General features: G+C 59.6%; 23 protein-coding genes. 14 read left to right on the top strand and 9 right to left on the bottom strand.

Annotation, left to right across the window (positions count from 1 at the left end):
* The 4 genes from HCZ87_RS02170 to HCZ87_RS02155 form a co-directional block, all read left to right on the top strand.
* On the top strand, nucleotides 1-801 hold an 801-nt coding region (locus HCZ87_RS02170; protein WP_175582120.1), incomplete at its 5' end, for an FHIPEP family type III secretion protein.
* A complete protein-coding gene (locus HCZ87_RS02165; RefSeq protein ID WP_167642128.1) occupies nucleotides 798-1,577 on the top strand; it encodes a flagellar biosynthetic protein FliR in 780 nt (259 codons plus the stop codon). The genes HCZ87_RS02170 and HCZ87_RS02165, both read left to right, overlap by 4 nt.
* Nucleotides 1,574-2,665 carry a flagellar type III secretion system protein FlhB gene (flhB, locus tag HCZ87_RS02160; protein ID WP_167642127.1) on the top strand — a complete coding sequence of 364 codons (1,092 nt, stop codon included), beginning with the start codon at nucleotides 1,574-1,576 and terminating at the stop codon, nucleotides 2,663-2,665. The genes HCZ87_RS02165 and flhB overlap by 4 nt, the downstream gene beginning before the upstream one ends.
* Nucleotides 2,662-3,066 carry a hypothetical protein gene (locus tag HCZ87_RS02155; RefSeq protein ID WP_167642126.1) on the top strand — a complete coding sequence of 135 codons (405 nt, stop codon included), beginning with the start codon at nucleotides 2,662-2,664 and terminating at the stop codon, nucleotides 3,064-3,066. Before flhB ends, HCZ87_RS02155 begins: the two co-directional genes overlap by 4 nt.
* A 106-nt stretch (nucleotides 3,067-3,172) precedes the next feature.
* On the opposite strand, the gene dnaJ is transcribed toward HCZ87_RS02155, so the two are convergent.
* Nucleotides 3,173-4,333 (bottom strand): molecular chaperone DnaJ, encoded by a 1,161-nt coding sequence (gene dnaJ / locus HCZ87_RS02150; RefSeq protein WP_167642125.1) that lies wholly within the window; start codon nucleotides 4,331-4,333, stop codon nucleotides 3,173-3,175.
* Between the two features lie 76 nt (nucleotides 4,334-4,409).
* Complete coding sequence (gene dnaK, locus HCZ87_RS02145; RefSeq protein WP_167642124.1) at nucleotides 4,410-6,332, bottom strand: molecular chaperone DnaK; 1,923 nt, start codon at nucleotides 6,330-6,332, stop codon at nucleotides 4,410-4,412.
* Between the two features lie 206 nt (nucleotides 6,333-6,538).
* Between dnaK and HCZ87_RS02140 the strand changes: the two genes are divergently transcribed.
* Entirely contained in the window at nucleotides 6,539-7,141 is a 603-nt protein-coding gene (locus HCZ87_RS02140) for an alpha-ketoglutarate-dependent dioxygenase AlkB (RefSeq protein WP_167642123.1), read from the top strand.
* A 5-nt stretch (nucleotides 7,142-7,146) separates the two neighbouring features.
* Here HCZ87_RS02140 and HCZ87_RS02135 read toward each other — a convergent pair whose 3' ends face one another.
* Nucleotides 7,147-7,968, bottom strand: a complete 822-nt coding sequence (locus HCZ87_RS02135; RefSeq protein WP_167642132.1) for an ABC transporter permease — start codon at nucleotides 7,966-7,968, stop codon at nucleotides 7,147-7,149.
* A gap of 121 nt (nucleotides 7,969-8,089) precedes the next feature.
* Here HCZ87_RS02135 and cysQ point away from each other — a divergent pair, with 121 nt between their 5' ends.
* From cysQ to HCZ87_RS02100, 7 genes are all read left to right on the top strand, one after another.
* Complete coding sequence (gene cysQ / locus HCZ87_RS02130) at nucleotides 8,090-8,887, top strand: 3'(2'),5'-bisphosphate nucleotidase CysQ (protein WP_167642122.1); 798 nt, start codon at nucleotides 8,090-8,092, stop codon at nucleotides 8,885-8,887.
* Between the two features lie 334 nt (nucleotides 8,888-9,221).
* Nucleotides 9,222-10,115 carry a UTP--glucose-1-phosphate uridylyltransferase GalU gene (gene galU, locus HCZ87_RS02125; protein WP_167642121.1) on the top strand — a complete coding sequence of 298 codons (894 nt, stop codon included), beginning with the start codon at nucleotides 9,222-9,224 and terminating at the stop codon, nucleotides 10,113-10,115.
* Nucleotides 10,116-10,218: 103 nt separating this feature from the next.
* On the top strand, nucleotides 10,219-11,202 hold the full coding sequence (galE, locus tag HCZ87_RS02120; protein ID WP_167642120.1) for a UDP-glucose 4-epimerase GalE: 984 nt from the start codon (nucleotides 10,219-10,221) through the stop codon (nucleotides 11,200-11,202).
* 1 nt (nucleotide 11,203) lies between these two features.
* Nucleotides 11,204-12,247 (top strand): glycosyltransferase family 2 protein, encoded by a 1,044-nt coding sequence (locus tag HCZ87_RS02115; RefSeq protein WP_167642119.1) that lies wholly within the window; start codon nucleotides 11,204-11,206, stop codon nucleotides 12,245-12,247.
* A 151-nt stretch (nucleotides 12,248-12,398) separates the two neighbouring features.
* Nucleotides 12,399-13,385: a glycosyltransferase family 2 protein gene (locus HCZ87_RS02110; protein WP_167642118.1), complete on the top strand. Its 987-nt coding sequence runs from the start codon at nucleotides 12,399-12,401 to the stop codon at nucleotides 13,383-13,385.
* Complete coding sequence (locus tag HCZ87_RS02105) at nucleotides 13,382-15,088, top strand: beta-1,6-N-acetylglucosaminyltransferase (RefSeq protein ID WP_167642117.1); 1,707 nt, start codon at nucleotides 13,382-13,384, stop codon at nucleotides 15,086-15,088. The genes HCZ87_RS02110 and HCZ87_RS02105 overlap by 4 nt, the downstream gene beginning before the upstream one ends.
* The gene (locus HCZ87_RS02100) at nucleotides 15,088-16,524 is read left to right on the top strand and encodes a sulfotransferase family 2 domain-containing protein (protein WP_167642116.1); all 1,437 of its coding nucleotides are present in this window, start codon (nucleotides 15,088-15,090) and stop codon (nucleotides 16,522-16,524) included. The genes HCZ87_RS02105 and HCZ87_RS02100 overlap by 1 nt, the downstream gene beginning before the upstream one ends.
* 29 nt (nucleotides 16,525-16,553) lie before the next feature.
* Here the strand turns inward: HCZ87_RS02100 and HCZ87_RS02095 are convergent, their stop codons facing one another.
* The 6 genes from HCZ87_RS02095 to HCZ87_RS02070 form a co-directional block, all read right to left on the bottom strand.
* A complete protein-coding gene (locus HCZ87_RS02095; RefSeq protein WP_167642115.1) occupies nucleotides 16,554-17,018 on the bottom strand; it encodes a PTS sugar transporter subunit IIA in 465 nt (154 codons plus the stop codon).
* A gap of 54 nt (nucleotides 17,019-17,072) precedes the next feature.
* Entirely contained in the window at nucleotides 17,073-17,636 is a 564-nt protein-coding gene (raiA, locus tag HCZ87_RS02090; protein ID WP_167642114.1) for a ribosome-associated translation inhibitor RaiA, read from the bottom strand.
* A 282-nt stretch (nucleotides 17,637-17,918) separates the two neighbouring features.
* Nucleotides 17,919-18,677: an LPS export ABC transporter ATP-binding protein gene (lptB, locus tag HCZ87_RS02085; RefSeq protein WP_167642113.1), complete on the bottom strand. Its 759-nt coding sequence runs from the start codon at nucleotides 18,675-18,677 to the stop codon at nucleotides 17,919-17,921.
* Nucleotides 18,674-19,117: an LptA/OstA family protein gene (locus HCZ87_RS02080; protein ID WP_254868493.1), complete on the bottom strand. Its 444-nt coding sequence runs from the start codon at nucleotides 19,115-19,117 to the stop codon at nucleotides 18,674-18,676. Before HCZ87_RS02080 ends, lptB begins: the two co-directional genes overlap by 4 nt.
* Before the next feature lie 60 nt (nucleotides 19,118-19,177).
* Nucleotides 19,178-19,777 (bottom strand): LPS export ABC transporter periplasmic protein LptC, encoded by a 600-nt coding sequence (lptC, locus tag HCZ87_RS02075; protein WP_167642112.1) that lies wholly within the window; start codon nucleotides 19,775-19,777, stop codon nucleotides 19,178-19,180.
* 62 nt (nucleotides 19,778-19,839) lie between these two features.
* Nucleotides 19,840-20,454 carry a ribonuclease D gene (locus HCZ87_RS02070; protein ID WP_167642111.1) on the bottom strand — a complete coding sequence of 205 codons (615 nt, stop codon included), beginning with the start codon at nucleotides 20,452-20,454 and terminating at the stop codon, nucleotides 19,840-19,842.
* A 231-nt stretch (nucleotides 20,455-20,685) separates the two neighbouring features.
* Between HCZ87_RS02070 and HCZ87_RS02065 the strand changes: the two genes are divergently transcribed.
* Together HCZ87_RS02065 and HCZ87_RS02060 are read left to right on the top strand one after the other, a co-directional pair.
* On the top strand, nucleotides 20,686-21,372 hold the full coding sequence (locus HCZ87_RS02065) for a TrkA family potassium uptake protein (RefSeq protein ID WP_167642110.1): 687 nt from the start codon (nucleotides 20,686-20,688) through the stop codon (nucleotides 21,370-21,372).
* Entirely contained in the window at nucleotides 21,369-22,715 is a 1,347-nt protein-coding gene (locus tag HCZ87_RS02060) for a TrkH family potassium uptake protein (protein ID WP_254868490.1), read from the top strand. Before HCZ87_RS02065 ends, HCZ87_RS02060 begins: the two co-directional genes overlap by 4 nt.
* The last annotated feature ends 97 nt before the right edge of the window (nucleotides 22,716-22,812 follow it).

Here is a 22,812-nt window from a genome sequence, read left to right as displayed (position 1 = left end):
GCGCTGATGCCGGACAATCATGCGGCCCTGCCCTCGGGCAAGGATGTGACAGAACCGGTCTATGGTGCTCCGGCGCGGTGGATTGCCAACAAGCACCAAGAAGACGCGGCGCTTATGGGGGCGACGGTGGTTTCGCCGCCGGAAATTCTGGCCACCCATTTGCTTGAGGTCGTGAAGCAAAGCTTCCCGCGCTTGCTGACGCTCAAATCGCTACGTCGTCTGTTGCGCGAAATGACAGATTTGACCGATGAGTTCCGCGCGAATGCGAACAAGAAACTGCTCGACGAGCTGATCCCCGACAAGGTGCCGATCGACACATTGCATTCCGTGCTGCGCCTGCTTCTGGAAGAGCGCGTTTCGATCCGCAACATGCCGCTTATTCTGGAAGCGATCGCCGAAGCCCGCATGCGGACCACTGCGCCGGAACTGATCACCGAACATGTACGCCAGCGCTTGGGCTTCCAATTGGTGGCCGAGATGAAGCGCGAAGACGGCACTATTCCGCTGGTGCAGCTGGCGCCCGAGTGGGAAGACGCCTTCACCACCTATCAGGTCGAAACGCAATCCGGCCTGGATATTGCTCTGCCACCGGACACGTTCAACAAGCTCGTGGATGCGATGAGCGACAAGATCAATCAGGTGACGGAGCAGGGCATCTTTGCCGCCATTGTGACCTCGACACGCCGCCGCCGCTACTTGCGGACGATTCTGCGCTCTCGGGGCATCCAGAACCCGGTCCTGTCGTTCGAAGAGATCGGCCTGGAAGCGCGCCCGGCGCTGGTGGGCATGGTTGCCGCATGAACTTCGAAGGCATCACCCCCGAGTTGATGGCTCTGTTTGGTGTCGGGTTCTGGCACGCGGCAATCGTCTTCCTGCGTATTGGCGCGATGGTGTCGATCATGCCGGGGTTTGGCGAACAGTTCACGCCGACGCAGATCCGGCTGGTTTCGGGGTTGGTGTTTACGGCGATCGTGGCGCCAGCAATACCGCAAATCCCGATGCCGCAATCGGTCATGCAATATGCTGGGCTGATGGCGACCGAAGCGGTCATTGGCCTCGCCCTCGGCGTGGTCTTGCGAATGTTCATGCATATGCTGCAAACGGCGGGTTCCATCGCTGCCCAGAGTACCTCGCTCAGTCAGATGCTGGGCGGCGCTGGTGCGGATCCGATGCCGGCCTTGGGGGCCGTGTTGTGGATTTCGGGTATTGCCTTGGCGATGATGATGGACCTGCACATTCGCGCGGCCGAGCTGATGATCCGCTCCTACGAGCTGTTCCCGGTTGGGCGCTTCCCGGAGGCAGCGGGCCTGTCGGAATGGGGGGTGCATCGGGTTTCGGTGACGTTTTCGACGGCTTTCACATTGTCCGCGCCGTTTCTGATCACGGCGGTCCTCTACAACCTCACGCTTGGGGTTGTGAACCGGGCAATGCCGCAGCTGATGGTGGTGATGATCGGTGCGCCCGTCATTACCACGGGTGGCCTGATCATTCTGATGGCGGGTGCGCCAATGATCCTTGAGGTCTGGAGCCGCGATCTGATGATGTTCTTTGCCAATCCGGGGGCCGGAGTGCAATGAGCGACGACAGCGACGACTCGGATAAGTCATTTGAGCCAACGCCGGAAAAATTGCGCAAAGCGCGACAGGAAGGCGATGTCCCAAAGTCAAACGATCTCTTGCAGGCGGCGTCCTATCTGGGCTGGCTTGTCGCCTTCTACACGGCGGGGCGTTCCGGGGTGGAAAAGCTTGGCACTGTGTTGATGGCGATGATCGACCAGCCTGATCGTCTGGCACCAGTGTTCTTTGGCGAAGGGACGGCCGCGCCGATCGCGGGGGAGTTCATGACCTCTGCATTTGGGTCGGTTCTGTCCTGGTTTGTCGTGCCGGCGTCTTTCGTATTGATCGCCGTCTTCGGTCAACGCGCGATGGTCTTTGCACCGAAGCGGATTGAGCCGAAGCTGTCGCGCTTGTCGATCATCAAGAACGCCAAGAACAAATTCGGGCGCTCGGGGCTTTTTGAGTTTGGCAAGAGCTTTGCAAAGCTGCTGCTCTATGGCACCGCGCTTGGCGTCTACTTTTCCTGGCGGTTGCCGGACATGGTGGCCTCGGTTGGGACCAGCGCGTTTACCGTGGTGCCGCTTCTTATTCAGCTGGCGATGGAATTCCTGATTCTCACGCTGATTATCTCTTTGACCATTGGTCTTGGGGACGCGGCGTTCCAACAAGCTGAATTTATTCGGAAAAATATGATGTCGCGCAAGGATGTCATGGACGAAATGAAAAACTCCGAAGGCGATCCGCATACCAAGGGCCAGCGCAAGGAGAAGGGGCGCCAGATCGTTCGCAAGCAGGTTGCCGCCGCGGTGCCAAAGGCGGATGTGGTGATCGTGAACCCGACCCACTACGCCGTCGCCCTGCAATGGAGCCGCGCCTCCGGCTCGGCTCCGGAATGTGTGGCGAAAGGCGTGGATGAGGTTGCTGCCTTGATACGTGAAATCGCTCAGGAACACGGTATCCCGCTGCATAGCGATCCGCCGACGGCGCGCGCGCTCTATGCGACCGTCGAGGTTGGTGAGGAAATTACCGAGGACTACTATGCGCCGGTGGCGGCGGCGATCCGCTTTGCGGAAGAGATGCGGAAACGGGCCAAGGAGAGTGTGCTATGAACCAGGCAAAAATGCTCGCTCAGATGAAAGCGGTGACCAACGCGGTGTACCTGAAGGAGCACGCCAAGGTAAAACCGATCCTTGATCGCGAGGCGCAGCTGCGCGGCAGGCTGGCGATGCTGAAGCAGCAGGTAGAGGAGTCCCGGACGCTATTGGATCAGAGCCACGAGATGAAAGCGCTGGGCGTCGATCTTCAGTGGCAGAGATGGCACACCAATGCGCGGCGGGACCTGAACCTGGAGCTTGCGCAGGTTACCTCGCAAAAACTGCGGGCAATGGACAAGCTGCGCCACGCTTTTGGCCGAAAACATGCGGTGGAGACGATGGAAGGCCAGTATAAGGCCGACCTGAAAGAGCAGCGCAACAAGATGCTGTTTGATCGGCTTATGAATCTGGATTGAGGGGGGCACGCCTTCTGGGCTCTGAACACCCGTTTGGCTGCCCTTGCGACTCGGCGCCTGCACAAAAAAAGAAACGCCCCGATTGGAGCGTTTCTTATGTCTTGTATCAGCCCTTCATGCCGTCCCAGAAGCTTTTGACGGAGGAGAAAAAGCTGCGGCTTTCGGGGTTGTTGTTTTCCTCGGAAAGCTCGTCGAACTCTTTCAGGATCTCCTTCTGGCGGGCCGTCAGGTTGACCGGTGTTTCCACCGCAAGTTCGATGAACATGTCACCGGTGCCGCCGCCCCGCAGTGCAGGCATGCCCTTGCCGCGCAGGCGCATCTGGCGACCGGATTGGCTGCCTTCGGGGATCTGCACCCGGCCGCGACCGCCGTCGATGGTCGGAACCTCGATGGCACCGCCAAGGGCGGCTTTCGCCATGGAGACCGGCACGCGGCAGTGCAGGTTGTTGCCTTCGCGTTCAAACAGCTCGTGGCGGTTGACCTCGACAAAGATATAGAGATCACCCGGAGGCCCACCCCGCAGGCCCGCTTCGCCCTCGCCGGCGAGGCGGATACGCGTGCCCGTTTCCACACCCGCAGGGATGTTCACCGAGAGTGAGCGGTCCTTTTCCACCCGGCCATGACCGTGGCAGGCCTTGCAGGGGTTCTTGATCATCTGACCAAGGCCCGAGCAGGTCGGACAAGTGCGTTCAACGGTAAAGAAGCCCTGCTGCGCGCGCACCTTGCCCATGCCGGAACAGGTCGGGCAGGTGGTCGGCTCCGCACCGCCCTCGGCGCCGGTGCCCTCGCAGGAGGAGCAGCTGACAGAGGTGGGAACGTTGATGGTCTTGTGCAGACCGGAGAAGGCTTCCTCCAGCGACAGGCGCAGGTTGTAGCGCAGGTCCGCACCACGGGTGGCGCGTTGACGCGCCGCGCCGCCGCGACCGCCGCCGCCCATGAAATCGCCGAACAAATCATCGAAGACGTCGGAAAAGGCCGAGGAAAAATCACCGCCGGGATGGCCACCGGGGCGACCGCCGCCACCACCACCGCCCATGCCGTTTTCAAATGCGGCATGGCCATAGCGATCATAGGCCGCTTTTTTCTCCGGGTCCTTCAGGACATCGTAGGCTTCGTTGGCTTCCTTGAACTGAGCTTCGGCATTCGGATTGTCAGAGTTCCGGTCCGGGTGCAGTTCCTTGGCTTTCTTGCGATAGCCTTTTTTGATTTCGTCAGCGCTGGCGCCTTTCGAGACCCCGAGCACCTCGTAGTAATCACGTTTTGACATCGGAAAATCCCTTCTGCCTCAACGAAAGATGGGCCGGTCCGGGAAGGACCGGCCCATCTTTGGCCAAGGTGCTCCCTTAGCGCTTGTTGTCGTCCAGATCTTCGAACTCGGCATCGACGATGTCGTCGTCTGCCGCGCCAGTCGGCTCGTCTGCCGCGGAGGGTTCGTCTGCGTCACCCTCTTCGGCCTGGGCCTTGTAGATCGCCTCGCCCAGACGCATGGCCGCTTCGGTCACGTTCTGGATGCCGGATTTGATCTTCTCGGCATTGGCTTTGTCGCCTTCCAGATCGTCCTTGAGCGCGGCAATGGCCAGCTCGATCGCTTCGACGGTGGACGGATCGACCTTGTCGCCATGCTCCTCGACCGATTTCTCGGTGGAGTGGATCAGGCTTTCGGCCTGGTTCCGGGCTTCGATCAACTCGCGGCGCTCTTTGTCTGCCTCGGCGTTTTCCTCGGCATCCTTGACCATCTTTTCGATGTCCTCGTCGGACAGACCGCCGGACGCCTGGATGGTGATCTTCTGCTCTTTGCCGGTGCCTTTGTCCTTGGCGGAAACAGAGACGATACCGTTGGCGTCGATGTCGAAGGTCACTTCGATTTGCGGCATGCCACGCGGCGCCGGCGGGATGTCTTCCAGATTGAACTGGCCGAGCATCTTGTTGTCGGCGGCCATTTCGCGCTCACCCTGGAAACAGCGGATGGTCACGGCGCTCTGGTGATCCTCGGCGGTGGAGAAAACCTGCGATTTCTTCGTCGGGATCGTGGTGTTGCGGTCGATCAGACGGGTGAAGACGCCACCCAGGGTTTCGATCCCCAGCGACAGCGGGGTCACGTCGAGCAGAACAACGTCTTTCACGTCACCTTGCAGAACGCCGGCCTGAATGGCGGCACCCATGGCGACCACCTCGTCGGGGTTCACACCCTTGTGGGGTTCCTTGCCGAAGAACTTGGTCACCTCTTCGATGACTTTCGGCATGCGGGTCATACCGCCGACCAGAACCACCTCGTCGATGTCAGAAGCCGAGAGGCCCGCATCCTTGAGCGCCGCTTGACAGGGCTTCATGGAGTTCTTGATCAGGTCGCCCACGAGGCTTTCCAGCTTGGCGCGGGTCAGCTTGATCACCAGGTGCAGCGGCTGGCCGGTGCTCGGGTCCATGGAGATGAACGGCTGGTTGATTTCGGTCTGGGAGGCCGAGGACAGCTCGATCTTGGCTTTCTCAGCGGCTTCTTTCAGACGTTGCAGTGCCATCTTGTCCTTGGACAGGTCGACGCCATGCTCTTTTTTGAACTCATCCGCGAGGTAGTTCACGATGCGCATGTCGAAATCTTCACCACCGAGGAAGGTGTCGCCGTTGGTGGATTTCACTTCGAACAGGCCGTCGTCGATTTCCAGGATGGTCACGTCGAACGTACCGCCACCAAGGTCATAGACCGCGATGGTGTGGGTGTTTTCTTTGTCCAGACCATAGGCCAGCGCGGCGGCCGTGGGCTCGTTGATGATGCGGAGCACCTCAAGGCCTGCGATCTTGCCAGCGTCTTTGGTGGCCTGACGCTGGGCGTCGTTGAAATAGGCCGGAACGGTGATGACCGCCTGGGTGACTTCCTCGCCCAGGTAGGATTCCGCGGTTTCTTTCATCTTGCCGAGGGTGAAGGCAGAGATCTGCGAGGGGGAGTATTTGTCGCCCTTGGCTTCGACCCATGCGTCGCCATTGCCGCCGTTGACGATGCTGAACGGCACCATTTTCTTGTCTTTGGCGACTGCGGCATCGTCAAACCGGCGACCGATGAGGCGCTTCACACCAAAAATGGTGTTTTCCGGGTTGGTCACGGCCTGGCGTTTTGCCGGCTGGCCAACAAGGCGCTCTTCATCGGTGAAGGCGACGATGGAGGGGGTGGTGCGGGCACCTTCCGCGTTCTCGATAACGCGCGGCTGCGAACCATCCATGATGGCAACGCAGGAGTTGGTGGTGCCGAGGTCAATCCCGATTACTTTACCCATGTTATTCGATCCCTTTACTTAACAAGGCGATTACCCGAAGCCAGAACCCTTTTTGGCATTCTGGCTCCGATCCAGTTGCGATAGGGTCTGCACCCGACCGCTTCTCGGCGTATATAGGGAGCCAAAATGCCCCCTGCAACCGCGTCATTGCCCAGTCACAGGCAAATATAAGCGCTTTTGCGGCAAACAGAGTTAAGATTAAGCTAATGGCCCGACTGACACTGCGTGGATTCCAGATTTACAAGGGATTTCTCTCTCCCGAGGCTCAGCGCGGCCTGATCCAGTGCTTGCGCCCGGTCCTGCGCGCCGCGCCGTTGTTCTCGCCAGAGGTTCCGGGTGGTGGACAGATGTCCGTTCGGATGACCTCGGCGGGGGCGTTTGGCTGGTTCAGCGACAAGAGCGGGTATCGCTATGCCCCGCATCATCCCTCCGGCCAGCCCTGGCCTGCAATCCCGCAGGAGGTGCTGGATGTCTGGTCCGCGGTGACGGATTGCGGTCGCGCGCCGGAATGCTGCCTGTTCAACTATTATGGCGAGGGCGCGAGAATGGGCTTGCATCAGGACAAGGACGAAGCGGATTTCTCCTTTCCGGTGGTGTCGATCTCGCTTGGGGATGATGGCTTGTTGCGGGTCGGCGGAACCAGCCGCAAGGAGAAGACGGACTCGATCTGGCTCAATTCCGGGGATGTGGTGGTGATGGGTGGCGACGCCCGGCTGGCCTATCACGGGGTGGACCGCATCCGTTTCCAGTCGTCCCGGCTGTTGCCCAAGGGCGGGCGGGTCAACCTGACATTGCGGGTGGTGACCTGAGCGGATTAGCGGCGGGCGCTCCAGCTCAGTGACACGGCACGGCGGGTGTAAAACTCGCCCATCATGCCCAGAACCAGGAACACGGCGGTGACCCAGACCGTGTACATCCACCAGGTGACGGTCGCTGTGTAGTTGAGGAATATATAGCCGCGCGCCTGATCAATGGTGTGAAACAGCGGGTTCCAGATAAACATCGGCAACATATATCCGGGCAAGGAGCTGGCCAGCACCATTTTGCCGGAAAACAGCATGTTGGAGCGCTGATAGACCGTCGAGATGATCCCGATCGCACCAGGGAACCAGGGTTTGATCACATAGAGCAGCAGGCCGATTGACCCGCCAGAGGCCCAGGCCAGCAAGAGCATGCCGAAGGCGGGAATCGGCTCCTCGATGTGGATCGGTTTAAAGGCCACGTGATAGGCAAACAAAATGATCAGCATCGACAGGACCTGCACATAAAGTGCCCCGATCGCGGCAGAGAGAATCGCGATTGTGGTGTTCATCGGCGCATGTTGCATCATCGGGCTTGACGGGCCCTCTGCCCCGACCACCGCGCCGAGCGTCTTTGTATGGACCATGAACAAGAAAACGCCGGACATCATGTAAAGCAGGAAATCCCCGCGGATGGAGGCGCTGCGCATCCCCAAGACCGTGAACATTACGTAGAAAAACAAAACGAACATAACGGCTTGGGTGATGTTGCTGCCCAGGGCCAAAAAGGCGTTGTTATGTTTGGAACGCACGCTTCGCACGACCGAGTGAAAGACAACCTCAAACAGGGTTACGGCGCGGGAAAGCGCGGATCTATCCGTGCGGTATTTGAACATAGCCTCAACAGTCAGCAGCGGGTTGCCTATTATCACAAGGATTTCTTGCCGATCCATTGCGAAGTCCTCATAAGACGTACAAATTTTTGTGGCAACAAATGGGTCGTTGGGGGTCTATACAGTGAATTTCGAAGAATTGGTCGTGGTGACGCGGCGTTTGGCGCTGGAAGCCGGGCAAAAGATCATGGAGATCTACAATGCCGACGATTTCGACGTGAAGGTGAAATCCGACGACAGCCCGGTCACCGAAGCAGACGAAGCCGCCGACGCGCTCATCGCCGCAGGTTTGCGGGCGGCCTTTCCCGATGTGATGCTGGTGACCGAAGAGCAAGCCGACTCGCATAGCGCCAAGGGCGAGACCTTCCTGATCGTCGATCCGTTGGACGGCACCAAGGAGTTCATCAATCGCCGCGGTGATTTCACCGTCAATATTGCCTATGTGAAAGACGGCACCCCGATCCGCGGCATCGTCTACGCACCGGCCCGTGATCGCATGTTCTATACGCTCGCGGATGGCTCCGCCGTTGAGGAGGCCGGACCGTTTGCGCTCGACGCAGCGGGCGAGGTCACACCCATTCGTGTGGCGCAGAGCGACAACGCCGCCTTGCTGGTGGTTGCCTCAAAATCCCACCGGGATCAGGCCACGGACGATTATATCAACAAATACAACGTGAAGGATCTGAAGAGCGCCGGCTCCTCGCTGAAGTTCTGCCTTGTGGCCACCGGCGAGGCGGATCTTTATCCGCGCGTCGGGCGCACCATGGAGTGGGACACCGCAGCAGGTCACGCGGTGCTTTCGGGCGCCGGCGGTCAGGTGGTCCGCTTTGATGATCATACACCGCTCACATACGGCAAGGAGGGCTTTGCCAACCCGTTTTTCATTGCTCATGCCCCTTCGGTGGAGTTGAAGAAGGCCTGACGATCCTGTCCTTTGGTGTGGCCTGCTGGGTTGAATCAGCGGGCGATGCCCCGGAATGCAAAGACAGAAGTACCACAAGTGCCTATAAAATGTGCACGAATCTTCCCTGAATTGTTGAATGTGTGATAGTTTCAACGAGCCGGGCACGGCGATGAGGTTTGAAGCCTTGGTATTCTGGACGGATCGGGTTCGAGAAATATAGTTAGATCAGTGTGACGCATCGTTTCAGGCCATCCTGATCAGGAGATGCGGCGCAAAAGACCGGAGTTCGCTTCGCGCATCAGGTAGGTCGCGCATGATTGGCACGTCTCCGCGAAACAGAATTGAGAGTAGAATGCGTAGAAAAGTTACCAAAGCCATCTTCCCTGTCGCAGGTCTTGGCACGCGGTTTTTGCCGGCGACAAAATCTGTTCCCAAGGAGATCATGACCTTGGTCGACCGGCCTCTGGTGCAATACGCCATTGATGAGGCGCGCGCCGCGGGGATCAAGGAATTCATCTTTGTGACCTCGCGCGGCAAGGGCGCGCTAGAGGATTATTTCGACCATGCCCCGGTTCTGGAGCAGGAGCTGCGCAAGAAGGGCAAGGATGATCTTCTTGAGGTGTTGAAAGACACCAATATGGATTCCGGTGCGATTGCCTATATCCGCCAGCACAAGGCGCTTGGTTTGGGGCATGCGGTTTGGTGCGCGCGGCGGCTGATCGCAAATGAACCTTTTGCCGTAATCCTGCCCGATGATGTCATCGCTGCGGAAAAACCCTGTTTGCAGCAGATGGTCGAAGCCTATGAGGAAACCGGCGGCAATATGGTCGCGGCGATGGAAGTCGCGCCCGAGAAGACCTCTTCCTATGGCGTTCTCGACGTCAAAGAAGACATGGGCTCCGTGGTGTCGGTCAATGGCATGGTCGAAAAGCCCAAATCGGGTGAGGCGCCGTCCAACCTGGCCGTGATCGGTCGCTATATCCTGTCGCCTTCCGTATTGCGCAACCTGAACCAGCTGAAACAGGGCACCGGTGGGGAAATCCAGCTGACGGACGCGATCGCAGAAGATATCGCGCAGGATGTCCCGGTCTATGGCTATCGCTTCAAGGGGCAGCGGTTTGACTGCGGCTCCAAGGCCGGTTTCCTGCAAGCGACAGTGGCCTTTGCCCTGTCCCGGCCGGATCTGCGCGATGATCTTATGGGTTACATCAACGAGGTTGCACAGGTCAGCCGCGCGGCTGAGTAATCTCTGATCTGTTACACTATTATGAGATTGCCCCCTTAACAGAGGGGGCAGTTTCATTTTAGCGATGCAAAAAGCGACCTTAGACCTCAGGAGAGACTCTGACGTGACGAACATACTTGTGACAGGCGGTGCGGGATATATCGGGTCTCATGCCTGCAAGGCGCTGAAACAGGCGGGATATACACCCGTGACATACGATAACCTTGTCACCGGCTGGCAGGACGCGGTGAAATTTGGCCCCTTTGAGCAGGGCGAGTTGACGGATCGCGCCCGCCTGGACGAGGTTTTTGCCAAGTATAAACCGGCCGCAGTGATGCATTTTGCCGCCCTCAGCCAGGTCGGCGAAGCGATGAGCGAGCCGGGACGCTACTGGGCCAATAACGTTGGCGGGTCGCTGAACCTGATTGAGGCCGCCGTGGCGGCGGGCTGTCTGGATTTTGTCTTTTCCTCCACCTGTGCGACTTATGGCGAGCATGACAACGTGGTCCTGGACGAAAACACCTCGCAACATCCGCTCAATGCCTATGGGGCCTCCAAGCGCGCGGTAGAGGACATCCTGAAGGATTTCGAGGCGGCGCATGGTCTGCGTGCGGTGATCTTCCGCTATTTCAACGTCGCGGGCGCCGATCCCGAGGCCGAGGTCGGTGAATTCCACCAGCCCGAAACCCATCTGATCCCGCTGATGATCCAGGCCATTCGCGGCGAGCGCGACGCGCTGACCGTCTTTGGCACCGATTATGACACGCCCGATGGCACCTGCATTCGGGATTATGTGCATGTCTGCGATCTGGTGGACGCGCATGTGCTGGGCCTCAAATGGCTGGAAGAGGACAAGGGCAGCCGGGTGTTCAACCTTGGCACCGGCTCCGGGTTCTCGGTGATGGAGGTGATCGACAATTCCCGCGCGGTCACAAATAGCGACGTGCCCTATAATATCGGCGCGCGCCGAGCGGGCGATTGCACCAAGCTGGTTTCCGGATCGACCCGGGCGGGCGAGGAGCTGGGATGGGAGCCCAAGCGCTCGACCCTGGAGCAAATGATCTCCGACGCGTGGCGCTGGCACCAGAGCGGTCATTACGAGCGTTAATATGTCGGCGCTGAGCTTGCCCGACATTTCGCTCGGCGCAGCCTATCGGTTGCGCCTGAAACGTCGGGCTTGCCTCTGGCGCGCCTTTCGCGCCCGCCACCGCCTGTCCCTGGTCGCCGATAATACCGCGCAAATTCGCCCCGAAGATATCCTGGTCTTTTGCGTCTTGCGCAATGAACGGCAGCGGCTGCCCTATTTCCTTGAGCATTACCGTGACTTGGGCGCGGGGCATTTCCTTGTTGTGGACAATGGCAGTGACGACGGCAGCCTCGCCTATCTTCAAGAGGAGGCCCGACGCGGTGATCTGTCGATCTGGGAAACCCCTGAGAGCTATCGCGACAGCCGCTTTGGTCTGGATTGGTCCGGCTGGCTGTTGATGCGTTTTGGCCATCGGCATTGGTGTCTGACCGTCGATGCGGATGAGCTGCTGGTCTATCCGGGAATGGAGCAGCACCCACTGCCCGCTTTGACGGATCATCTGGACAAGACAGGACAGGATGGGTTCGGCACTATGATGCTGGACATGTTCCCGAAAGGCGCGCTTGATCAGCCGCGCTACGAGGCCGGTCAGGATCCGACCGAGGTGCTTGGCTGGTTTGATGCCGGGCCTTATCGCGCGGTACGTCAGGCGCCGCTTGGCAATCTCTGGCTTCAAGGCGGCACCAGAGAACGGGTCTTTTTTCAGCAGGCGCCGGAGCGCGCGCCAACGCTGAACAAGATCCCGCTGATCCGCTGGAACCGGCGCTACGCCTATACGAATTCTACCCATGCGCTGCTGCCACGGCAGATGAACATGCTCTATGATGGCCCCGGCGGCTCGCAGCCCTCGGGGGTGTTGCTGCACACGAAATTCCTGCCGGAGGTGGTGCAAAAATCGGCCGAGGACCAACAGCGGGGCGCGCATTTCCACACACCTGCCCTGTTTTATGGCTATTATTCGGAGCTGAAAAAGGCCCCCGATTTGTGGCACAGCGGGGCGCTGCGCTATGAGGGGCCTGAGCAATTGGCGGAGCTGGGCCTCTGCGCACCGGTGCCATGGGTCTGAGGTCGCGGGTGTAACCAGTTCTAAACGCATTGTTTCCAGAATGTGGACGTGACATATTGCGCAGGCTTGCGCGGGGCGTCCCGTGCTTGGGCAGTGGGGGCGGCCCGGAAACGCGGGGACAGAGACCTTGGGGCTTTGGGATTCTTACCAAATGCGGATCAGGCGCAAGCGTCGTCTCTTGCGGGCGTTGCGCAAGTCGCGAGAGCTGCGCTGCATTCAGGACAACACCCGCCGTCTGCGCCCCGACGACATTCTTCTGGTTGCGACCTTTCGCAATGAAAAGATCCGCCTGCCGTATTTCCTGAAATACTATCGGGATCTCGGCGTGACGCATTTCCTGTTTATCGACAATGACTCCAGCGATGGCGCGCGCAGCTATCTGGAGGGGCAGGCCGATGTGTCGCTCTGGCATACGCGCGGCAGCTACAAGAAATCCACCTTCGGCGTCGATTGGGTCAACTACCTGTTGCGCCGATATGCGCATGGGCGCTGGGTTCTGCACGTCGATCCTGACGAATTTTTTGTCTATCCGTTCTGCGATACCCGCCCGCTACGGGCGCTGACCGATTGGCTTGACACCGCGCAGATCCGCAGCTTTTCGGCCATGCTGCTGGATGTCTATCCCAAGGGCCCGATCGAGGAGGCGCCCTATCACGCAGGTCAGGACCCGTTGGAGATTGCCCATTGGTTCGACAGTGGCAACTATACGGTGACCAGAAACAATCGTTACGGCAACCTCTGGATCCAGGGCGGCCCGCGCGCGCGGGTGTTTTTTGCCGACCGGCCGAAGCTGGCCCCGGCGCTGAACAAGACCCCATTGGTCAAATGGCACCGCAGCTATGTGTTTGTCAGCTCCTCGCACATGTTGCTGCCGCGTGGGCTCAATCAGGTGTATGAAACGGGCGGCGGCGAAAAGGCGAGCGGCATTCTGCTCCATACCAAGTTCCTGGACACCTTCGGCGTCAAGGCAAAGGAGGAGCTGAACCGTGGGCAGCATTATGCGGGGTCGGCGGAATATCGGGCCTATGCCGAAAGCCTGAAAAACCACCCGGAGCTCTGGTGCAAGTGGAGCGAGAAATACATCAACTGGCGTCAGCTGGAGATTCTCGGCCTGATGTCCAAGGGGAATTGGGCATGAGCAGCCTTGGCATCGTCATGCTGGTGCATACCGCGCTGGACAGGGCGGAACAGGTGGTGCGGCATTGGGTTGCCGCCGGATGTCCCGTTGTTCTGCACGCGGACCGGATTGTGGATGATGCGTCGTTTCGGGCCTTTCAGGCGGCCTTTGCGGATGAGCCGCTGGTCCGGTTTTCCCGTCGTCACCGCTGCGAATGGGGAACCTGGGGCATCGTTGCGGCCTCGCAGGATGCTTCGGAGCAAATGCTGGAGGCCTTTCCAGATGTCCGCCACGTCTATCTGATGTCCGGCTCCTGCCTGCCACTGCGCCCGGTAGAGGAGCTGGTGGACTATCTGGCGGACCGGCCCGAGACGGATTTCATCGAAAGCGCCACCACCGCCGATGTGCCATGGATTGTCGGTGGCCTTGGTGCCGAACGGTTCACCCTGCGCTTTCCCTTTTCCTGGCGGCGGCATCGCCGGTTGTTTGATGGCTATGTGAACCTGCAACGCCGTCTGAAAGTGCGCCGCCGCATCCCCCTTGGGCTGGTTCCGCATATGGGCAGCCAATGGTGGTGTCTGACCCGGAAAACCCTCTCGGCGATCCTGCAAAGCCCCGACCGGCCCCGCTATGACGCCTATTTCCGGCGCGTGTGGATCCCGGACGAAAGCTATTACCAGACCCTGGCGCGGATCTATTCCACCAATATCGAAAGCCGGTCCCTGACCCTGTCCAAGTTCGACTATCAGGGGCGGCCGCATGTGTTTTACGATGATCATTTACCGCTTTTGCGGCGCTCTGACTGTTTCGTGGCGCGCAAGATCTGGCCGCAGGCCGAGAAGCTATATCAGGGCTTTTTGACCGATGCCGCTGGCGCGATGAAACGGACAGAGCCGAATCCCGGCAAGATCGACCGGATCTTTGCCAAGGCGGTGGAGCGGCGCACGCGCGGTCGGCCCGGCCTCTATATGCAGAGCAGATTTCCCCGTCATGGGGTCGATACCGCGTCCACCTCTGCCCCCTATGCGGTTTTGCAAGGGTTCACCGAGATTTTTGAAGGCTTCGAGCCCTGGCTGGCGCGGGCCACCGGTACACGGGTGCATGGCCATCTTTTTGCGCCGGAGCGCGCCGAGCTGGCGGAGGGGCAGACCCTGGCGCCAGGGTGCCTCAGCGACAATACAGAGCTGCGCGACTACAATCCCGAAGGGTATCTGGCCAATTTGATCTGGAACACCCGTGGCGAGCGTCAGTGTTTTCAGTTCGGGCCCCGGGATACGCAGAAGGCCAATTCGTTTATGGCTGGCGATGCCAATGCGCATATCCTGGTCATCACCGGGGCGTGGGCGGTGCCGCTGTTTCGCTCGGATCGCGGGTTTGCCGAGCTGCGGCAAGACGCCGCTCGATTGCAGAAGATCGAGACCGCGCAACTGCGTATCCTGCGCAGCCAATGGGTACGGGCGCGGGTGCGGGTCTGGAGCCTTGCGGAGTTTATCGAGACGCCGATGGAAAACCTGCAAACCGTCGTCGATGACATTGGCACGACCGGCGCCAGCCCCCTGAATGAAGCGCCAAAGATGGTGGATCTTGAGGGATTTGGTCAATTCCTGCAAAATCTCAAGAACGAGGGCATGCACCCTTATCTGATGGGGGATTTTCCGGTCAATCCTGCCTCTGTCCCAACGCCTGACCGTCCACGCAGACCCTATCTGGTAAGTAAATCCTGATGCCTGAGCTGTTCACGTCTTTTGTTGTCTTTGCGGAAATGCGCACCGGGTCGAATTTCCTGGAAAGCAACCTCAATGCGCTGCCGGGGGTGGCCTGCCATGGCGAAGCCTTCAATCCGCATTTCATTGGCTATCCGAACAAGACCGAAATCCTTGGGGTGACGCACGAGATGCGCGAGGCGGACCCCATTGGTTTGCTCGATACGATCCGCGCACAGCCCGGCGTTCTGGGTGGGTTTCGCTATTTCCACGACCATGATCCGCGGATTCTTGATGTCATCCTCGACGATCCGCAGGTGGCCAAGATCATCCTGACCCGCAACCCGCTGGACAGCTATGTGTCCTGGAAGATTGCCAAGAGCACCGGGCAATGGAAGCTGACCAACGTCAAGCGACGCAAGGAGGCCAAGGCGATCTTTGACGCAGAGGAATTTGGCCAGCATGTGCAGGAGCTTCAGGCCTTTCAGGTGCTATTGCTGAACCGGCTCCAGCGCTCTGGGCAGAGCGCGTTTTATGTGGCCTATGAGGACCTTCAGGATCTCGACGTCATGAATGGCCTGGCCAAATGGCTGGGGCTCCCGGCGCGGCTGGAGGCGCTGGACGACAAGTTGAAGCGGCAGAACCCCGCTCCGGTCAGCTCCAAGGTGGAAAACGCCGAAGAGATGGAACTGGCGCTGGCGGGGTTGGATCGGTTCAATCTGACGCGGACGCCGAATTTTGAACCGCGGCGCGGGCCTGCGGTGCCCGGATATATTGCTGCGGCTGAGGCGCCTTTGCTTTATATGCCGATCGCCGGAGGGCTGGAGCCGGAGCTGATCCAATGGCTTGCAGCGCTGGATGGCATTGGGGCCGATGCGCTGCGCATGAAGATGAACCAGAAACAGTTGCGGCAATGGCGGCGGGCGACGCCGGTCCATCGCAGCTTTAGCGTGGTGCGTCATCCGCTCGCGCGGGCCCATGCGGTGTTCTGCGACCGGATCCTGTCCAAGGGTCCCGGCAGCCTGCGCCAGATCCGCAATACCCTGCGGCGGCGCTACAATCTGGCGATCCCGGAACAGCCGGTGGACGAAACGTATGACATGGAACAGCACCGCTTGGCCTTTGCGCAGTTCCTGGCGTTTGTGAAATCCAACCTTGCCGGTCAGACCTCGATCCGGGTGGACGCAAACTGGGCCAGCCAGTCCCAGATTCTGGCTGGTTTTGCCGAACTCGCCGCGCCGGATCTGATCCTGCGGGAAGAGGAGCTGGCGCAGGATCTTGCCTGGTTGGCGGCCAAATTGGGCTGCGCAAATGCGCCAACCTTTGCCAGGCCCGCTGCGGATCAACCCTACGCGCTGGCTGACATCTATGATGCAGAGCTGGAGGAGCTGTGCCGGTCAGCCTATCAGCGGGACTATCTGACGTTTGGTTTCGACGACTGGCAAGAGACCCGATAGCAGCGCATCTGACTGAATCGCGCCCTGACTCAGGCGGCCTGAACGGATTGGCTTTCGGTCAGGATGGTATAGAGCGTTGCCGGATCGGGATTGGCCCGCAGTTTGGTGCAGAAGCTCTGTTCGCGCAGGGTCCGCGACACCAGCGCCAGCGCCTTGAGATGCTCGACACCGGCATCTTCGGGGGCGAAGAGGGAAAACACGATATCGACGGGCTGCCGATCCACCGCGCCGAAATCCAGCGGTTTTTCCAGCGAGACAAAGATCCCGATAACGCGGTCCACACCGCGGAGCCGGGCATGCGGCAGCGCGACCCCATGGCCCACGCCGGTGGGGCCAAGGCTTTCACGATCAAGAAGCGCCTCGACCGTGCTTTGCGTCTCCAGGCCATAGGCGCTGTTGGCGACGTCGGAAATTTCCTGAAACAGGCGCTTTTTACTGGAGGCCGCACCAATGACCCGGACGGCCTCTTGCTTGAGGATGTTCGAAATCTGCATGGCCTCTGCTCCGCTCAGGGCGAAGGGGCCATAAGCGGCCCCTTCAAGATTCTATTATGGATCGATCCAGCCGATGTTGCCATCTTCACGCCGATACACCACGTTTAGTCCGTCTTTTGTCTCGTTGCGGAAAACGAGGACAGGCGATCCGGCCAATTCCATCTGCATCACGGCTTCACCAACGGACAGCGACGGAATTCTTGTTTCCATCTCGGCCACGATGATCGGTTGCAGGGAATCCGGTTCAACCTCCGCTTCCGCTTGTTCAGAAGCGAGGATATACGAGCTGGCCCCGATAATTTCAACCGGCTCGCTGCGATCACGGTGGTGATCCTTCAGCCGGCGCTTGTAGCGGCGCAGCTGCTTGTCCATCTTCTCAAGACATCCCTCAAAAGCGGCATAAATCTCGTTTGCATGCGCCTTGGCCTGACAGGTCAGACCGGTAGAGAGGTGGACGATGGTTTCGCAGACGTATTCATGCGCATTGCGGGAGAAGACGACCTGAGCATCTGTCGGTCGGCCTGCGTATTTCTCCAGGACCGCGCTCAGCTCTGTCTCCACGTGGGTTTGCAGAGATTCGCCGATGTCGATCTGTTTTCCGCTGACTTTGTAACGCATGTTATCTCCTTATTGTTTTGCCTGAAGCCACGACGACAGGATGCAGCGATGCTGCGTGCACTGTGTCAGGTCTGCCAGGAAGGATGATGGGCAAGATATGCGACATGCAGCGCGGGACACCCTGTTGGCAGGGCTGTCTTTGTGACTGCATCGGATCGCACATTTGCCATGGTTCAATTCGATTGCAAACGGCGGGCGGAGTCAATGACAATCCGACTGCAATTGTCGAAGTGCGGCATCACGTCGGCGTCACCCTGCCGATGAAACTTGCGAAAAACAGGTTCAGGAGATGCGAAAGTTATCGCCAAGGTATACGCGACGGACATTTTCGTTCTCCACCACCTCTTCTGGCGTGCCGGACATCAACACATGCCCATCATGGAGAATATAGGCGCGATCCACGATTTCGAGTGTTTCACGCACATTGTGGTCGGTGATCAAAACACCGATTCCGCGGGTTTTCAGGTCAGAAACGAGATTGCGAATATCGCCGACCGAAATCGGATCGACGCCAGCGAAAGGTTCGTCCAGCAGCAGGTATTTCGGGTCCGCCGCCAGGCAGCGGGCGATTTCCACGCGGCGGCGTTCGCCCCCCGACAACGCCAGCGCGGGCGCGCGTCGCAGATGTTCGATGGAAAAGTCCGACAACAGCTCTTCCAGGCGTTCGCGTCGCTTGTGATCATGGGCGACAGCGATGTCGAGCACGGCTGAAATATTGTCTTCGACCGAAAGCCCGCGAAAGATCGACATTTCCTGTGGCAAATAGCCAATTCCCAGGCGCGCGCGCCGGTACATCGGAAGGTTGGTAACGTTTTGCCCGTCGATAAAGACATCCCCGCCTTCGGCAAAGACCAATCCGGCGATGGTATAGAACGTGGTTGTCTTGCCAGAGCCGTTCGGCCCCAGAAGCGCCACGACCTCGCCCCGGTTCAGCTCCATGGAGACATCGCGGATCACCACCTTCTTGCGGTAGCTCTTGCGCAGTTTCTCAATGCGCAGCCCCGATGCGCCGGGGGTGACTGTCAATGTCGGGGAGGTCATTTGTCGGCGCCGCTTCCGGGCAGCGTGGTGCGGACCCGGCCGCTCAGGGTGGCGTCGCCACTGGCAAGATTGACCACCATGCGTTCGGCGCCGAGCGTGCTGGCGCCCTGGGTCAGCAGCACATTGCCATGCATGATCACCGTGCCGCTCTTGATTGTGTAATCGGCAGCGCCGGCTTCGGCGGCGTCCTGACCGCTGACCAGAAGCACATTACCGCGCGCTTCCAGCCGCTCAATGCCGGTGCCTTCGGGGGCGTTGATGACCAGCACACTATCGGCGCTCAGGCGCATTTCGCCTTGTATGATCAGGACGTTGCCTTTGAACAGCGCGGCGCCGTCCTCTTGATTGACGTCCAGGGCGTCGGCGGTGACCTCTACCGGCTGCGAGGTATCTGTCTTGAGCACGCCAAAAGAGATATCCGTGCCTTGGGCTTCCGCCATCGACATGAAGGGCAGGGTCAGCAGGCCAATCAGAAATGCGGTAGCTAGTCGTCTCACGTGTTATCTTTCTGCGTTTGCGGGATCGTACACCAAGTTAATACCATCCGTGAACTGAATATGTACCGCGCCACTCTTCGAATTTGTAAAGATCCGCATCCGACCAGCAGTAAAATCTCCCAGCGGGCCTGTCGCCTTGATCGTACCGGGGCTGCTGGCATCAACGTTGCTCAGATGGGCGTCGAGCCGGTCGGTTTCAACCCGCATGCCATCGGTGCTGAGGATGCGGACATTGCCACTGAGTGTTGCTGTGTCCTTGTCGGGGCGCACAAAGCCGGCATCCGACAGCATCAGGATGCTACGCCCCTCGCCGGTTCGGATTTCTGCCTCAAGATCTGTGGCGGAGGCGGTGCCCGCATTGACCCCGGGCAGGGCCTTGGCGGCTGCGATGGTGATCTCATGTCCCGAGGCGGTGGTGCCGGTGAAAAAAGGCGCTGTCATCTGCTGACCGCGCAGGCGGTTTTCCATATCGACCTGGGCAAAGGGGATCACCGGATCGGTGTCCCCTTTCCGCGAAATCAGAAAGAGGGTCGACAGCAGCGCCAGGGCGGCAAGCGGCAGGAGCACCTTCAGATAGGCAATCGTGCGGGAATAGCGGTCCATCCTCTCTGCCTTTCTGTTCTGTCCGGGTCCAAAGATACGATGCGGTGCCGCATCTCATTCCGTCAGGAATGTGCGAAAATATCCGTATCCGGCCAGCCGGCCAGGTCCAACCGTGCCCGGGTGGGCAGGAAATCAAAGCATGCCTGCGCCAGATCGCTGCGGCCTTCGCGCTCCAGCCGGGCGTCGAGAACGTCCCGCAGCCGATGCAGATACAAGACATCCGATGCGGCATAATCCTGCTGAGCCTTGGTCAGTTCGGCTGCGCCCCAGTCGCTCATCTGCTGTTGTTTGGAGATATCAAGCCCCAGCAGTTCTTGCGTCAGGTTCTTGAGCCCGTGACGATCCGTATAGGTGCGCACCATGCGGCTGGCGATCTTGGTGCAATAGACCGGCGCGGCCAGGGCGCCAAAGGCGTGATACATCGCGGCGATATCAAAACGGCCATAGTGAAACAGCTTCAGCACGGATGGATCGGTGAGGATTGCCTCGATGTTGGGCGCCGAGGTCTGCCCCTTTGCGATCTGCACCACATGGGCATCGCCATCACCACCAGAGAGCTGCACCACGCAGAGCCGATCCCGATGCGGCTGAAGGCCCATCGTCTCGCAGTCGATGGCCACCACGGGGCCAAGGTCCAGATCCTCGGGGAGGTCTTGGTGATGAAGATGCGTGGCCATGTGGCTGTCCTTGGTCTTGGCGCGATCCGGTGCAGACATAGGGGCTTTGGGGTGTGAACTCAACAGTTCCGCCGCGCGCTTTCACGGTCGAACAGGGATCAAGAGGAGCAGGCAAAGCGGTCCATATGTCGGGGAAGCTATGCAAATATAGGGCTTGCAATGGGGGGCTGCCTTTGATTTGAGCGTATACTTGCCGGGCTTATCCGGCGTCGCTGGAGAGAGCGGAACCGAATGCTGGGTGCAAAACGCAAAAGCCCGGAGCGGCGCAACACCTTTGTTATCGTCGGGCTAGGCAATTTCGGATTGGCTGTGGCCAAGGAATTGAGCCGGTTCGGCAACCACGTCATTGGCATTGACACCAACGAGGCGCGCGTCAGCCAATGCGCCGATGAGTTGTCGCAGGCGATGATTGTGGATGCCCGCGATGATCTGGCGCTGCGCCAGGCCGGGATCGCCGATTGCGATGTGGCGCTGGTGGCCATGGGGTCGGATCTGGAGGCAAGTATCCTCGCGGCGATCAACCTCAAGACCATTGGGGTGCCGATCGTTTGGGCCAAGGCGACCACCAAGACCCACCACCGTATCCTGAGCAAGCTGAAGGTGGATCGCATTATCCACCCCGAGGTCGATGTCGGGCTCCATATAGCCCAGGTGCTGCATAACCCGCTGGTGCGCGATTATGTCAGCCTCGGCAATGGCTACCATGTGGTGAATTTCAAGATCCCGGAATCGCTGGAGGGAAAGGCGCTGGTCGATATCCCCTATGCCTCGACCTATAATCTGCGCTGCATCGGCCTGATGCGAGGCACCGAATATCTGGGGCAGGATGGCTCTGCCTGTACCCTGGCCAAGGATGATCTGCTGATCCTGCTCGGCAAGCGCTCGGACCTGCGCAATTTCGCATCGAGTCTCTATTGAAAAAGCCGATCCGCAAAGAGCTGCTGTCCCGAGAGCGCACCTTGCCACCGCCGCTGGTGCTGGTGATCTCCTACTTTATCTGCATCGTCATTGGCGCGCTGCTGCTCTGGGCGCCGATCTCGCAAAACGGTGCGGTCAGCTTTTATGACGCGTTCTTTACCTCTGCCTCCGCCGTGACCGTGACCGGCCTCGCGGTGGTGGATACGGGTCATGACTTCACCTTTTTTGGGCAGTTGATCGTTGCGCTGCTGATCCAGCTGGGCGGTCTGGGGTTGATGGCCTTTGCGGTGCTGTTGCTGTCGGCGCTGGGCCTGCCGGTCGGCCTGCCGCAGCGGCTGGTGCTGCGCGAGGATTTGAACCATCCGGTTCTGGGCAACCTGGTGCTGATCGTGCGCACCATCATGCTGGTCGCATTGGTCTGCGAGCTGGCGGGCGCCGCCATTCTGGCGCTGGTTTTTGTGCCTGAGCTGGGCTGGCAGCAAGGGGCCTGGCACGCTCTGTTTCACAGTATTTCGGCCTTCAACAATGCCGGGTTTTCGCTTTACTCGGACGGCTTGATGCGCTGGGTGGGCAATCCGATCATCAATATCACCATCCCGGCCCTGTTTATCCTGGGCGGGCTTGGCTTCATCGTGGTGGGAGATATCGCGCAGGTGCGGTCCTGGCGTCGGCTGACATTGCACAGCAAGCTGATGCTGTCCGGCACCCTGGCGCTGATCTTGATGGGGTGTATTGGTTTTGCGCTGCTGGAATGGAACAACCCCGCGACGCTTGGCGGGTTGCCCGATACCTCAAGCCGGCTCTGGGCGAGCTGGTTTCAGGGGGTCTCGCCGCGCACGGCAGGGTTCAACACGCTCGACACCCATGGCATGCATGACAGCACCGCCTTGATGACCATGTCGCTGATGTTGGTGGGCGGCGGCAGCACCTCCACCGCCGGCGGCATCAAGGTGACGACGCTAATTGTTCTGCTGATTGGCACGGTTGCGTTTTTCCGACGCCAGACGGCGCTGCATGTCTTTGGCCGCAGCCTCGCGCTGGAAGACATCATGAAGGTGATGGCGCTGACCACCATCAGCATCGTGATCGTATTGGCCGGGATTTTCCTGATTTCGATCGCCCATGATTCAGAATTCCTCGACCTCGCCTTTGAGGCGACATCGGCCTTTGGCACGGTTGGGCTGTCGCGCGGGGTGACCCCGGAACTGGACGGTTTCGGCCGGTTGGTGATCATCATCATCATGTTTCTGGGGCGGGTGGGGCCGCTGACGCTAGGGTTTTTCCTGGCCACCCGCAGCACCCCGCGCGTGCGCTACCCCAAGGGCGATGTCTACCTCGGCTAGGGGACGGCATGGCGCCCGGTTTGTTTCACATTGGCGAATTCTGCGATCCTCCGGCGAGGCGGGAACGCGACGGCAATTTTGCCGGGACAGATTGACA

Origin of the sequence: Phaeobacter sp. HF9A (genome assembly GCF_011806385.1) — a bacterium.
GTDB lineage: Bacteria > Pseudomonadota > Alphaproteobacteria > Rhodobacterales > Rhodobacteraceae > Epibacterium.
This window is presented reverse-complemented; position numbering and strand designations above follow the sequence as displayed.